10 protein-coding genes are annotated in these 14,133 nt (G+C 73.6%); 7 read left to right on the plus strand and 3 right to left on the minus strand.

The window, feature by feature from the left end:
- Both EDJALFJO_RS35960 and EDJALFJO_RS09445 read right to left on the minus strand, forming a co-directional pair.
- The coding region (locus tag EDJALFJO_RS35960) for a DUF222 domain-containing protein (protein ID WP_143448404.1) at positions 1–1,367 on the minus strand (1,367 nt) is incomplete at its 3' end.
- A gap of 68 nt (positions 1,368–1,435) precedes the next feature.
- Positions 1,436–3,178, minus strand: a complete 1,743-nt coding sequence (locus EDJALFJO_RS09445; protein ID WP_143448403.1) for a D-alanyl-D-alanine carboxypeptidase family protein — start codon at positions 3,176–3,178, stop codon at positions 1,436–1,438.
- Positions 3,179–3,265: 87 nt separating this feature from the next.
- Between EDJALFJO_RS09445 and EDJALFJO_RS09450 the strand changes: the two genes are divergently transcribed.
- The 7 genes from EDJALFJO_RS09450 (at position 3,266) to EDJALFJO_RS09480 (ending at position 13,006) form a co-directional block, all read left to right on the plus strand.
- Entirely contained in the window at positions 3,266–4,435 is a 1,170-nt protein-coding gene (locus EDJALFJO_RS09450; RefSeq protein ID WP_369812505.1) for a mannose-1-phosphate guanylyltransferase, read from the plus strand.
- 102 nt (positions 4,436–4,537) lie between these two features.
- The gene (locus EDJALFJO_RS09455) at positions 4,538–6,121 is read left to right on the plus strand and encodes a methylmalonyl-CoA mutase (RefSeq protein ID WP_088284533.1); all 1,584 of its coding nucleotides are present in this window, start codon (positions 4,538–4,540) and stop codon (positions 6,119–6,121) included.
- A 148-nt stretch (positions 6,122–6,269) separates the two neighbouring features.
- On the plus strand, positions 6,270–7,466 hold the full coding sequence (locus tag EDJALFJO_RS09460; RefSeq protein ID WP_198950162.1) for an amidohydrolase: 1,197 nt from the start codon (positions 6,270–6,272) through the stop codon (positions 7,464–7,466).
- A 265-nt stretch (positions 7,467–7,731) separates the two neighbouring features.
- Positions 7,732–8,793, plus strand: coding sequence for a BMP family protein (locus EDJALFJO_RS09465; RefSeq protein WP_198950163.1), 1,062 nt, complete (start codon positions 7,732–7,734; stop codon positions 8,791–8,793).
- Between the two features lie 147 nt (positions 8,794–8,940).
- Positions 8,941–10,560: an ABC transporter ATP-binding protein gene (locus EDJALFJO_RS09470; RefSeq protein ID WP_088284515.1), complete on the plus strand. Its 1,620-nt coding sequence runs from the start codon at positions 8,941–8,943 to the stop codon at positions 10,558–10,560.
- An 11-nt stretch (positions 10,561–10,571) separates the two neighbouring features.
- The gene (locus EDJALFJO_RS09475) at positions 10,572–11,732 is read left to right on the plus strand and encodes an ABC transporter permease (protein ID WP_369812506.1); all 1,161 of its coding nucleotides are present in this window, start codon (positions 10,572–10,574) and stop codon (positions 11,730–11,732) included.
- On the plus strand, positions 11,729–13,006 hold the full coding sequence (locus EDJALFJO_RS09480) for an ABC transporter permease (protein ID WP_088284520.1): 1,278 nt from the start codon (positions 11,729–11,731) through the stop codon (positions 13,004–13,006). Before EDJALFJO_RS09475 ends, EDJALFJO_RS09480 begins: the two co-directional genes overlap by 4 nt.
- A 32-nt stretch (positions 13,007–13,038) precedes the next feature.
- Here the strand turns inward: EDJALFJO_RS09480 and EDJALFJO_RS09485 are convergent, their stop codons facing one another.
- The gene (locus tag EDJALFJO_RS09485; RefSeq protein WP_088284522.1) at positions 13,039–13,878 is read right to left on the minus strand and encodes an acyl-CoA thioester hydrolase/BAAT C-terminal domain-containing protein; all 840 of its coding nucleotides are present in this window, start codon (positions 13,876–13,878) and stop codon (positions 13,039–13,041) included.
- Positions 13,879–14,133: the final 255 nt, after the last annotated feature.

Genomic DNA, 14,133 nt, shown 5'->3' on the forward strand with positions numbered 1-14,133 from the left:
GTGCCGGTGTCGTCGCTGGTGCCGGTGCTGGTGTCTTCGCTGGTGCGGGAGGCACCGCTGGTGCGGGTCGTCGCGTCGGCCGTCCTGCTGCCGCTGCTGCCGGTCGCTCTCGTGGCGTTCCTGAACGTGTCCGGCAGCCCCGGCTCGGACACGGACCTGGTCGCCGCGCCTGCGGTGGGGACACACCCGGCCGGCACGGGGAGCACGCCGGCGGGGACGGGGAGGTAGCCGCTGGTGCAGCCGGTGACGAACAGGTCGTGCCGGAGCTGGTCCAACGTCCGCGGGTCACCGTTCTGGCGCAGGTAGCGGGCGGCGGCGTCGAGGCCGTTGTAGGCGGCGGCGACGGCCTCCCCCGGGCCGACCGCGGTGAACAACGCCTCACCGTCGTCGCCGGTCTGGATGCTGACCCGGCGGCCCTTCCGGGTGCGTTCACGGCGCCGGGCCTCCGCGTCGGGGTCGACGGCGAGGACGGCGGCGGTCAGGGCGTTCTCGAACCGCCGGGTGCCACCGTCCAGGACGCCGCAGGTGGCGTAGACGAGCGCCTCGACGGCCTGCGCCGCCTGCGCGGTCAGCCCACGCGTGCGGGACAGGACCAGGCGCAGCCGCGGCCAGTCGAGGCGGCCGTGCTGCAGGGCCTGCGCGGTCAGCGGCAGCCTCCCGTCGATGACCAGCGCGCCGGCTGCCTCGACGAGGGAGGAGGCCCGGCTCCGGGTGATCCCGGCGGCGACCGCGACCTCGACGGCGACCTCGTCGTCGACCATGGCGTCCTGGTCGTCCGGGTCGTCGTTCAGGACCCGCCCGGTGCGGGTCTTGCGGGGCAGGGACGGGGTGTTCCCGATCCTCGCCGTGAGCACTGTGCCGGTGTGGGCGACCTGCAGCCACAGCATCAGGTTCTCCAGCCGCCGCCCCGCGGCGGCGGCCGCGACCGCGGCGTCCTGCAGCACGTCGACGAACCCGTCCACACCCGCCTGCGTCGGCGTCCACGCCGCCGCCCCGTCCAGGACCTCCATCGCCGCCGCCAACGAACCCAGCCCGGGATCACCGTCGAGCACTACGCGCCGCCCGACCGCGTCCCGCCGGTCATCGGCCGCGACCAGCGCGTACACGGCAGCGAGCTGCGCGTCCCAGTCAGCCTGCGCCGCCACCGGATCCGCCCACCACGCATCCGCCAACCGCTCCGCATGAGCATCCGCGAGTGCCCGCTGCGTGTCGTCCTCGTCGCTCGGACAACCCGCCAGATCCTCGGCACTCAGGTGGATCCGGCCACCGAGCGGGTCGACCAGAAGGTCGCCGTCGAGCAGGTCGAGACCGGACCCGGCGACCACATCGCTGGGCCTCGACCTGTTCCCGCGCACCCTCCCGACCATGATCCGATCCTATCGAGAACCAGACCAGAAGTCGAACACGTGTTCGAATCATGTTCGAGTGGAGCCGATCAGCTCTTCGAGGAGCCGGGATCCGAGAGCCCGAGGCCCTCGAGCTCGGGGAAGGCCTTGCCGGGGGCCGCGTCGGCTCCGGCGGACGACGACGTCGGCTCGCGAGTCGGTGCGGCGTCGGCGACCGCCGACACCGTCGGTCCGGTCGGCTCGACGTCGGTGGGCGCCTTGTCCTCGCGCGCCTTGTCCTTGCCTTCGGCGTCTTTGCCTTCGGCGTCCTTGGCCCCGGCGTCCTCGACCCCGACGGCCTCGCCCGCCGGTGCCTCCCCGCCGTCGCCCTTCTCTGCATCCCTGTCCGCGCCCGGCTTCCCGCGCCCACCGAGCCGCCGCAGCAGCAGCCCGGGCACGATCGTGTCGCCCTCGGCCTGCCGCTGCCGTGCGCGTCGCAGCACGAGGACGGCGCTGACGAGGCTGAAGGCCGCCACGGCTCCGAGGACCACGCCGGCCGCCCAGGCGTCGGCCGTCGCCCCGGCGGTGCCGGTGTCGGTCCCGAGCGTCGGCAGGGCCGTCGACGACGGGGCGGTGGGCGGCGTGGTGACCTGTCCGAGTGTCGGGGTCACCGCGCCGGGGGAGGTCGGCGTCGCGCCCGGGCTGAGCGTCGCACCGGGGGTGCCGCCGTCCCCGAGCCGGCCGGCCGCGACGTCCTCGGGGCTCACGAGCCGGCCGACCGGCTGTGCGGTCGGGGCGGTGGCGAACGCCCAGTCGAGCAGCTGCCGGGCCATCTCCGACGTCCGGCCGTCGGCGCGCAGCACGGTGACGACGTACGAGCGCCCGCCGCGGGTCGCGGCCCCGACGAACGAGCCGCCGGCCTTGACCGTGTAGCCGTTCTTCACGCCGGTCGCGCCCGTGTAGCTGCCGAGGAGCCGGTTGTGGTTCTGGATCTGGAACCGCTTGCGCGCCTTGCCGTTGCCGATCCCCTTGCCCGGGAACGCGTACGTGCGGGTCGTCATGATCTTCGCCAGGTACGGACGGGCCAGCGCCGCCCGCCCCAGGAGCGCGAGGTCGTAGGCGCTCGTGACCTGGCCCGGAGCGTCCAGGCCGCTCGTGTTCACCGGCACGGTGTCGAGGGCGCCGAGCCTGCGGGCCTCCGCGGCCATGAGCTCCGCGGACGCCGTCGGGCCGCCGGCGAGGTCGGCGAGGGCGTGCGCGGCGTCGTTCCCGCTCGCCATGAGCAGGCCGTGCCACAGGTCGTCACCGGTGTACGTCGACCCGGGGGACAGGCCCACCTTCGTGCCGTCCGACTGGGCGTCCGCGGCGAGCGCGACGTACGTCGACCTCGGGTCCACCTTCGCCTCGAGCGCCAGCGCGGTGAGGATCTTGATCGTGCTCGCCGGCATGAAGGGGACGTGCGCGTTGCACGACGCGACGACGGCGCCGGTCGTGGCGTCCGCGACGACCCACGCAGCGGCCGGCAGCACCGGCGGCTGCGCGGCACCGGGCGGCACCGACACCTGCACGCCGGGGGCCGACAGGGCCGCGCCGCCGACGGCGGACGTCGGGCGCGGCAGCGGCGTGGGTGGCGACGTCGCGGTGCCGACGACGACCTGGATGGCGTTGGCGCAGCGGGGCGGCTGCGCCGGCACGGCGGGCGGCCCGGCCGGGGTCGTGGCCCGCACCGCGGGCGTCGTGGGGGTCGTCGTCGCGGCGTCCGCCGGACCGGCGGCGGGCAGCACGAGCAGGCCGAGCGCCGCGGCGGCGGCGGCGGTGCGGACGGCGGCGCGCGCCACCAGAGCCCTCCCCACGGACCGAGGCTAACCCGTCCGGCCGGGCGAGTGCCCGCGATCACGTCCTGTGCGCACCACCGGCACCGGTCCCGGCCCGCCACTACGGTGGGTCCCGTGACTGACACGTCTGGTGGCGGACGGGCCGGCTTCTTCGCGATCGTGCCCGCGGGCGGTGCGGGGACCCGGCTCTGGCCGCTGTCCCGAGCGGGGCACCCGAAGTTCCTCCTCGACCTCACGGGGAGCGGGCGCACCCTCCTGCAGCAGACCTGGGACCGGCTCGTGCCGCTCGCCGGCGCGGACGGCGTCCTGGTCGTCACCGGGGCCGCGCACGCGAAGGCGGTCGCCGCCCAGCTCGACGCGCTGCCCGTCGGCAACCTGCTCGCCGAGCCGTCGCCGCGCGACTCGACGGCCGCGATCTGCCTCGCGGCCGCCGTCGTGCGCCGCCGGGACCCGGACGCCGTCGTCGGCTCGTTCGCCGCCGACGCCGTGATCCGCGACGTCCCGGCCTTCCACGCCGCGGTCGGCGAGGCGATCGCCGCGGCCGCGGGCGGCTACGTCGTGACGATCGGCATCGAGCCCGACCACCCGTCGACGGCGTTCGGCTACATCCGGCTCGGGGCGCCGCTCGGCGTCGACGGGGCGCCGTCCGCGCACGTCGTCGAGCGCTTCGTCGAGAAGCCGGACGCCGCGACCGCCGCCGCGTACCTCGCCGAGGGCACGTACCGCTGGAACGCCGGCATGTTCGTCGCCCGCGCCGACGTCCTGCTCGACCTGCTCGCGCAGTTCCGGCCCGAGCTCGCCGCCGGCGTGGAGACCATCGCCGAGGCCTGGGACACCGACCGCCGGGACGCCGTCCTCGCCGAGGTCTGGCCGACCCTGGAGAAGGTGGCCATCGACTACGCGCTCGCCGAGCCGGCCGCCGCCGCGGGCCGGGTCGCCGTCGTCCCTGCGGCCCTCGGCTGGGACGACGTCGGCGACTTCGCCGCGCTCGCCGACCTCGTCGCCGAGACCGCGGGCAGCGAGGGCGGCGGCACGAGCACGGCCTCCGGGGACTTCCGGGTCTCGGTGCTCGGGGACGGCGCCCACGTGCTGTCCGCGCACGCCGGCGGGTTCGTCGTCCCGTCGTCCGGCCGGGTCATCGCGGTCATCGGCCTCGAGGACGTCGTCGTCGTCGACACCCCGGACGCCGTCCTCGTGACGACCCGCGCGCACGCCCAGGCGGTCAAGGCGATCGTCGACCGGCTCAAGGCCGAGGGCCGCCACGAGCTCACGTGATGTGAGCGGGGACACCGGTTGGTCCTGGGTACGGCGAGAGGGCGCTCGGTAGCCTCGACCAGGGTGCGGCGGGTGTGCGCCGCCCGCGACGAGGAGGTCGGGATGACTGACGCGAGGACCGAGTCCGGGCTGCCGATGGAGCCGCTCTACGGCCCCGACGCCCTGGCGGGCTTCGACCCCGCGGTGCAGCTCGGCGTCCCGGGGGAGTACCCGTTCACCCGCGGCGTCTACCCCTCGATGTACACCGGTCGCCCGTGGACGATGCGCCAGTACGCCGGCTTCGGCGCGGCCAAGGAGTCCAACGAGCGCTACCACCAGCTCGTCGCCGCGGGCACGGGCGGCCTCTCGGTCGCCTTCGACCTGCCGACGCAGATGGGCTACGACTCCGACGACCCGATGGTCACCGGCGAGGTCGGCAAGGTCGGCGTCGCGATCGACTCCATCGAGGACATGCGCGTCCTGTTCGGCGGGCTCCCGCTCGACCAGATCTCGACGTCCATGACGATCAACGCCCCCGCCGCCGTCCTCATCCTGCTCTACCAGCTCGTCGCGGCCGAGCAGGGCATCGACGGCTCGAAGCTCACCGGGACGATCCAGAACGACGTCCTGAAGGAGTACATCGCCCGCGGCACGTACATCTTCCCGCCGAAGGCGTCCCTGCGGCTCATCAGCGACATCTTCGCGTACTGCCGCGAGGAGCTGCCGCGGTGGAACACGATCTCCATCTCCGGCTACCACATGGCCGAGGCCGGGGCGACGCCCGCGCAGGAGGTCGCCTTTACGCTGGCGAACGCCAAGGAGTACATCCGCGCCGCGCAGGCCGCCGGGCTCGGCGTCGACGACATCGGCCCCCGGCTCTCCTTCTTCTTCGTGGCGCGGACGACGCTCCTCGAGGAGGTCGCGAAGTTCCGCGCCGCGCGCCGGGTCTGGGCGAAGATCGTCCGCGACGAGTTCGGGTCGACGAACCCCAAGTCGCAGATGCTGCGGTTCCACACCCAGACCGCGGGCGTCCAGCTCACCGCGCAGCAGCCCGAGGTCAACCTCGTGCGGGTCGCGCTCCAGGGGCTGGCCGCCGTCCTCGGCGGGACGCAGTCGCTGCACACGAACTCCTACGACGAGGCGATCGCGCTCCCGACGACGAAGGCGGCCCGCCTCGCGCTGCGCACCCAGCAGGTCATCGCGTACGAGACCGACGTGACGAAGACCGTCGACCCGTTCGCCGGGTCGTACGTCGTCGAGTCGCTCACGGACGCGCTGGAGACCGAGATCCTCGCCCTGATCCAGGCCGTCGAGGACCGCGGCGGCGCCGTGGCCGCGATCGAGCAGGGCTTCCAGAAGGAGGAGATCGAGCGCTCCGCCTACGCGATCGCCCAGCAGATCGACGACGGCGACCGCACGATCGTCGGGGTGAACAAGTACACGATCGACACCGACGAGCCGTACGAGCCGCTGCGCGTCGACCCGACGATCGAGGCCCAGCAGCGCGAGGCGCTCGTGACACTGCGCGCCGAGCGCGACAACGCTGCGGTCGAGAAGGCGCTCGACGCGCTGCGCGCCGCGGCCCAGGGCACCGACAACGTGCTCTACCCGATGAAGGAGGCGCTCGCCGCGAAGGCGACCGTCGGCGAGGTCTGCCACGCGCTGCGCGGGGTCTGGGGCACCTACGTCCCCGCCGACTCCTTCTAACGCCCCCACCCGGAGTTACTAGCGCGTATGACCGGTTAAGCGGGTCATACGCGCTAGTAACTCCGGGGTGGTGCGTTACAAGACCGCGACACGGAGTTGACGTGTGCGCGGCGCGTGAACGACGTCACAGGTCTAGCCTGAAATCACCGTGTCCACGCAGACCCTCGCCACAGTCCTCGCGCCCTACGCCGACGAGCTCGTCGCGTTCCGCCGCGACCTCCACGCGCACCCCGAGCTCGGGCGCTACGAGTTCCGCACCACCCAGCGGGTCGCCGAGCGGCTCCAGCGCGCGGGACTGCAGCCCGAGCTGCTGCCCGGCACCGGCGTCGTCTGCGACGTCGGGCGGGACGCCGGCCTCGGTCGCCCCGTCGTCGCGCTGCGCGCCGACCTGGACGCGCTGCCGCTGCCCGACGAGTGCGGCCGGGACTGGTGCTCGACCGTGGACGGCGTCTCGCACGCCTGTGGTCACGACGTCCACACGACCGCCGTGCTCGGCGCCGGGCTCGCACTCGCCGACCTCGACGCCCTCGGCCGGCTGCCGGGGCGGGTGCGCCTCGTCTTCCAGCCCGCCGAGGAGGTGCACCCCGGGGGTGCCCTCGACGTCCTGGCCGCCGGGGCCCTGGACGGCGTCGACCGCGCGTTCGCGCTGCACTGCGACCCGGGCAACGACGTCGGCACGGTCGCGACCCGGCCCGGTCCCATCACGTCCGCCTCGGACGCCGTCCACGTGCGCCTGCACGGCACCGGCGGTCACACGTCGCGCCCGCACCTCACCGAGGACCTCGTCTTCGCACTCGCGCAGGTCGTCACCCAGGTGCCCGCCATCCTCACCCGCCGGCTCGACCCGCGGGCCGGGGTCGCGATGGTCTGGGGCCGGATCGTCGCGGGCGGGGCGTCCAACGTCATCCCGCGCGTCGGGGAGGTCCAGGGCACCCTGCGCTGCCTGGACTCGACCGTGTGGGCGCAGGCCGGCGCCCTCGTCACCGAGGTCGTGCACGAGGTCGTGCGGCCGTACGGCGTCCGCGCCGACGTGACGGTCGTGCGCGGCGTCCCGCCGACGGTGAACGACCCGGAGGCCGTGCTCGTCGTCGAGGAGGCCGTGCTCGCCGAGCTCGGGCCCGGCACCGTGACCCTCGCCGAGCAGAGCCTCGGCGGCGAGGACTTCGCCTGGATGCTCGAGAAGGTCCGCGGCGCGATGCTCCGCCTGGGCACCCGGACGCCGGGCGGGCGGACCTACGACCTCCACCAGAGCGACTTCGACGCCGACGAGCGCGCGGTCCTCGTCGGGGCCCGGGTGCTCGGGGCGGCGGCGGTCCGGGCGCTCGGCGAGCCGGGCGTCGGCTGACCGGCGACCGACCCGCGGGGCGCCCGGCGTGTCGGGAAGGTCCCCTTGATCGCCCCGGGCTGGCAGGTTGTGCTGATCGGCGCCGGGGCGAACCGTCAGTTGTGGTGGTCACAGTTCGGCCACCCCGTGCCGCGGAACCCCCTGCGCGTCACCTGCGGCCACTAGGGTCGGGCGCATAAACGACGCGGCGGACCGCCCGGGGCCTACGGCTTTGCGGCGCGGACGGCGCGACACCCCGAGTCTTAAGGAGACACCCTTGCGTCGGGTGACGAAGCTTGCCGCGGTGGTCGCGACCGCCGCGCTCGCGCTGGCCGCGTGCGGCAGCACCAGCTCCGCCGGTGGCGGCACGACCACCGAGTCCGGCTCCCCGGCCGCGACGACCTCGAGCGCCGCGGCGCTCAAGGTCGGCCTGGCCTACGACATCGGCGGCCGCGGCGACAAGTCGTTCAACGACGCCGCCGCCGCCGGCCTCGACAAGGCCAAGGCCGAGCTCGGCGTCGAGATCAAGGAGCTCTCGGCGACCCAGGGCGAGACGGACGCCGACAAGGAGGCCCGCCTCACGCTGCTCGCGCAGGCCGGCTACAACCCGGTCATCGCGGTCGGGTTCCTCTACGGCACCGCCCTGAAGAACGTGTCGGCGAAGTTCCCGAACACGCAGTTCGGCATCATCGACTCGACGGTCGACGGCGCGACGAACGTGACCGGCCTCGTCTTCGCCGAGAACGAGGGCTCGTTCCTCGTCGGCGCGGCGGCCGCCCTCAAGAGCAAGTCGGGCAACGTCGGCTACATCGGCGGCTGCCTCATCCCGCTCCTGCAGAAGTTCGAGGCGGGCTTCACCGCCGGCGCCAAGGCCGTCAAGCCGGACATCAAGGTCCAGGTCAAGTACCTGTCGAACCCGCCGGACTGCAAGGGCTTCAACGACCCGGCGGCGGGCACCGAGACCGCGAACGGCATGTACGACGCGGGCGCGGACATCATCTTCGCCGCGGCCGGCGGCTCCGGCACCGGTGTCTTCCAGTCCGCGAAGGCCAAGAAGGCGCTCGCCATCGGCGTCGACAGCGACCAGTACCAGACGGCCGCGGCCGACCTCCAGCCGGTCATCATGACCTCGATGCTCAAGCGTGTCGACGTCGCGGTGTTCGACTTCATCAAGTCGTTCAAGGACGGGGCGCCGCTGACCGGCGTCCAGGTCTTCGACCTGAAGAAGGACGGCGTCGGCTACTCGACGTCCGGCGGCCAGGTCGACGACATCGCCACCAAGCTCGACGAGTACAAGGCGAAGATCGTCTCCGGCGAGATCAAGGTCCCGGCCGAGCCGGCCAAGTGATGGCGACCCCGGACGGCGTGAGCCGTCCGGGGTGGTCATGATCTGACAGCACGCGACGGGCCCAGGGGCGCTACGGTTCCCCCGGGCCCGTCGTCGTCGTTCCACGCACCGCCGGCGACGGTGGCCCGTGCCGGCGCAAGGAGGCCCATGAGCGAGCACCCCGAGCGGTCCACCACGGCCGCCGGACCCGCGACGACCGTGCCCGCGGTCGAGCTGAACGGCATCACGAAGAGGTTCCCCGGTGTCGTCGCGAACTCCGACGTCACGCTGAAGGTCGCGCGCGGCACGGTGCACGCGATCGTCGGCGAGAACGGCGCGGGCAAGTCGACGCTCATGAAGATCCTCTACGGGATGCAGCGCCCCGACGAGGGCACCATCGAGGTCGACGGGTCGCCGGTCACCTTCCACACCCCGGCCGACGCGATCAAGGCCGGCATCGGCATGGTGCACCAGCACTTCAAGCTCGCCGACAACCTCACGGTGCTCGAGAACGTCGTCCTCGGCAGCGAGCCCCGGCGCGGCTGGCGGCTCGACATCGAGGGCGCCCGGAAGAAGATCGTCGAGATCTCCGACCGGTACGGCCTCGACGTCGACCCCGACCCGCTCGTCGAGGACCTCGGCGTCGGCGAACGGCAGCGTGTGGAGATCCTCAAGGTGCTCTACCGCGGTGCCCGCACGCTGATCCTCGACGAGCCGACCGCCGTCCTCGTGCCGCAGGAGGTCGACGAGCTCTTCGACGCCCTCCAGGAGCTCAAGGCCGAGGGCCTCACCGTCATCTTCATCTCGCACAAGCTCGACGAGGTGCTCAAGGTCGCCGACGAGATCACGGTGATCCGCCGCGGCACGACCGTGCGGACCGTGCTCCCGAGCGAGGTCACCCCGCGCAAGCTCGCCGAGCTCATGGTCGGCAGCGAGCTGCCGTCGCCGCAGACGAGCGAGTCGACGGTCACCGACCGCGCCGTCCTCGAGGTCAAGGGCCTGACCGTCCGCGACCGCGAGGGCCGCCCCGTCGTCGACGACGTGACCCTGACGATCCACGCGGGCGAGGTGCTCGGCATCGCGGGCGTCGAGGGCAACGGCCAGGCCGAGCTCGTCGAGGCGATCATGGGCATCCGGCCCGCCGAGGGGAGCGTCGTCCTCGAGGGCCGCGACCTCGCCGGCGTCCCGACCCGGGAGCGCCGCACCGCGGGCGTCGCGTTCGTCCCCGAGGACCGGATCCGGCAGGGCCTGCTCCTGGAGTCCCCGTTGTGGGAGAACCGGATGCTCGGCCACCAGACCTCGCCGCCGAACGCCCGCGGCCCGCTCGTCAACCGGCGCGGCGCCCGCGCGGACACCGAGCGGATCGTGCGGGACTACGACGTCCGGACGCCGTCCATCGACGTCACGGCGTCGGCGCTGTCCGGCGGCAACCAGCAGAAGCTCATCGTCGGGCGCGAGATGTCGGGCAACCCGCGGCTGCTGCTCGCGGCGCACCCGACCCGCGGCGTCGACGTGGGTGCCCAGGCAGCGATCTGGGACCACCTGCGCCGGGCCCGCGCCGAAGGTCTCGCGGTGCTGCTCATCAGCGCCGACCTCGACGAGCTCATCGGCCTGTCCGACAGCCTCAAGGTCATCCTGCGCGGCCGGCTCGTCGCCGACGCCGACCCGGCGACGGTCACGCCCGAGGACCTGGGCTCGGCGATGACCGGGGCCGCTGCGACCGGCGGGAAGCCGGGGACGGCCGACGACACGGACGGCGCGACCGACGCCGAGGGGAGCGACGTCTGATGGAGCGGTTCCTGCCACGGTTCGACCCGCGCAAGACCGGGCTGGCGGTGCTCGCGCCGGTCGTCGCCCTCGTCGTGGCCGCGGCGCTGTCGTCCGTGGTCCTCGTCATCGCCGGGCACAGCCCGGCCCTGGCCTTCCAGCGGATGTGGGAGTACGGCACCGAGCCGGCCCAGGTCGTGAACATCCTCAACAAGGCGTCCGGCTACTTCCTCTCCGCCCTCGCGGTGGCGATCGGGTTCCGGATGAACCTCTTCAACATCGGCGTCGACGGTCAGTACCGGATCGCCGCCATGGCCGCCGCCGTCGTCGGCGCGACGCTCACGCTGCCCAAGCCGCTGCACATCCTCGTCATCGTCGCGGTCGCTGTCGTCGTCGGCGCACTCTGGGCCGGGATCGCGGGCCTGCTCAAGGTGTACCGCGGGGTCAGCGAGGTCATCTCGACGATCATGCTGAACTTCATCGGCGGGGCGATCGTCGCCTGGGCCGTCACCCCGCAGGTGTTCGCGGTCCTCGAGAACAACGTCGTGCGCACGAAGACGATCCCCGAGTCCGGCTGGTTCCCGGGCTTCACCTGGAGCGGCATCCCGGCCGGCGGCAGCCAGACCGTCGTCTTCGGTGAGATCTACGGGTTCATCGTGATCTCCGGGCTCGTCGGCGTCCTCTACTGGTTCGTCCTGTCCCGCACCCGCTTCGGCTTCGACCTGCGGGCGACCGGCAGCAGCGAGCCGGCGGCCGTGGCGTCCGGGGTGGACGTCAAGCGGATGGTCCTTACGTCGATGCTGCTCTCCGGCGCCGTCGCGGGCCTGGTCGGGATGCCGATCCTGCTCGGTGCCGCGCACTCCTTCGGCAGCCAGGACTTCCCGTCGGGGATCGGCTTCACCGGCATCGCCATCGCCCTGCTCGGGCGGAACAACCCGGTGGGCATCGCGTTCGCGTCGATCCTCTGGGGCTTCCTCGACGTGTCGAACCAGATCCTCGACATCGAGAGCATCCCGAAGGAGATCGTCACGATCATGCAGGGCGCCGTCGTCCTCGCGGTCGTCGTCGCCTACGAGATCGTCCGCCGGATCGGGGTGGCCACCGAGCAGCGGCGCGTCATGTCGACGGAGAACGCCGCGCCGCCCGCCGTCCCGCCGGCCACCGCCACCGCAGACACGGGAGGGGAGCGATGAGCCTGACGAACGAGCGCGCCGGGGTCGAGGGCGCCGTCGTGCACGCCCCGGAGCAGGTCCCCGCCCGGCGGTCCGGTGCCCGGACCGCCGTCTACGCGGTGGTCGCCGTCCTCGTCATCCTGTCCGTCACCCGCCAGCTGTCCGGCGCGAACGACATCACGTCGTCCGGCACCGCCGGTGCGGCGCTGCGGCTCGCGGTGCCGATCCTGCTCGCGGGCCTGGCGGGCCTGTGGTCCGAGCGTGCGGGTGTCGTGAACATCGGCCTCGAGGGCATGATGGTGCTCGGGACCTGGTGCGGCGCCTACGGTGCGCTGAACTACGGCCCCTGGGTCGGGCTGCTCGCGGGCATCGCGGGCGGTGCGCTCGGCGGCCTCGTGCACGCGGTCGCCACCGTGACGTTCGGCGTCGACCACATCGTCTCCGGCGTCGCGATCAACCTGCTCGGCCCGGGCGTCGCGCGGTTCCTCTCGGCCCTGATCTTCACCGGGTCCGAGGGGGGCGGTGTCACGCAGAGCCCGCAGATCGAGCAGCCGGGCAAGTTCACCGTGCCGGGGCTCTCCGACGCGCTGCTCTCCGTCGAGGGGCACCACTGGTTCCTGGTGTCGGACGTGGCCGGGGTGCTCGGCGGCCTCGTCACGGAGGTCTCCTGGGTGACCTTGCTCGGCGTCCTGCTCGTGCCCGCGACCGCGTTCGTGCTGTGGCGTACGAGGTTCGGCCTGCGGCTGCGGTCGTGCGGCGAGAACCCGTACGCCGCCGAGTCGCTCGGCGTGAACGTGTACCTCTACAAGTACCTCGCGGTCGTCATCTCCGGCGGCTTCGCCGGTCTCGGCGGCGCGTTCCTGTCGCTCGTCGCGTCGAACTTCTACCGCGAGGGCCAGACCGGCGGCCGCGGCTTCATCGGCCTCGCCGCGATGATCTTCGGCAACTGGCGGCCGGGCGGGCTGCTCGCCGGTGCGGGCCTGTTCGGCTTCACCGACGCGCTCCAGCTGCGGCAGGGCGAGACGAGCGTCCACGCGCTCTTCCTCGCGCTCGCGATCGGGCTGGCGCTCTTCGGCGGCTGGCTGCTCTACAGCCGCAAGGTCGTGCAGGGTGCGGGTGCGCTCGTCGTGGCGGCCGCCGTCCTGGCGCTGTACCTGTTCACCGACACCGTGCCGCAGCAGTTCACGACGGCGACCCCGTACGTGACGACGCTGCTCGTGCTCGCCCTGGCGTCACAACGGTTGCGGATGCCGGCGGCGGACGGGCTGGTCTACCGAAGAGGGACTGCCAAGTAGCCGATCCGGCCCCGCGGGGGGCCGGGTCCGGCTCAGGGCCGCAGCGGCAACATCCGCACGAGCTCGGTCCAGGCCCGCTCGCCGAGCCGGCGGTCGGCGTCGTCCGACCCGCCGTAGGCGAGCGGCCTGGACCCCTGCGGTCTGGTCTCCCCGGGCAGCAGGACGCGGTGCCCGGCGCCGGGCTCGACGACGACGGTCGTCGGCAGGCCGTGCTCGCCCCGCCGGTCGGCGATGCGCCGCGCCCAGTCGGCGCCGGGCCAGACGGCGTCCTGCTCACCGGCGACGAGGAGCACGTCGCCACGGATCCGCTCGGCCCCGACCGCGGCCCGCTCGACCTGGCCCGGGTAGCGCTCGAGGCTCGCCTCGTAGGCGCCGCGGTAGGCGGGCGGGTCGGTGTCCGGCTCCCAGTCGTCCGTGTACGGGACGAACGGCAGCGGCGTCCCGCGCAGCGTCCACGAGGAGCGCTGCGGGCGGTCCCGGCCGTCGGTCCCCGCGCCGACGTTCGCCCACACGACGTGCGTCGGCGCGAACGCCGCGACGACGGCGACCCGCCGGTCGTGCGCGGCGAGCAGCAGCGCGGCCTCGGCGCCCTTCGAGGTCCCCAGGACGGCGAGCCGGTCGCACTCCGGCGCGAGCCGGTCGAGCGCGGCGGCGAACGTCTCCAACGGCACCTCGCAGATCCCCGGCGGCTGCCCCGCCCCGCCGAACCACCGCACGGACGACGCGACCGCCCCCGCCGCGGCGAGCAGCCGGACCCGCTGCGTCTCGATGCGCCCGCTCGACCCGGCGAGCACGAGGACGCCGACACCGGTCGCCGTCCCCGCGTCCGGACGCGCGAAGGCCTCTTCGGGCCGGTCGGACGACGCACACATGGCTCCACCGTAGGCCCGCCCTCCGCTCACGCAGCCGCTGCGGCGTCCGCCGTTCGGCCGCCCGCGTCGTCCGACGAATCCACCCCGGTTGGTGCAGGACGCGATCTCGTACGGCGGGGGAGCGAGGCGCGGCGGACGAGGAGCGGCGGCGCGCCCGCGGACCCAGCCGGAGGTGCTCAGGCTCCAGGTATGTACCGGAATCTCGGCAGCAGCGGGGTGGGAACGGTACGCAGCGGGTGCCTGAGCGAGTCGGAC

This window comes from Kineosporia sp. A_224, assembly GCF_002198655.1.
Taxonomy (GTDB): domain Bacteria; phylum Actinomycetota; class Actinomycetes; order Actinomycetales; family Kineosporiaceae; genus R-H-3.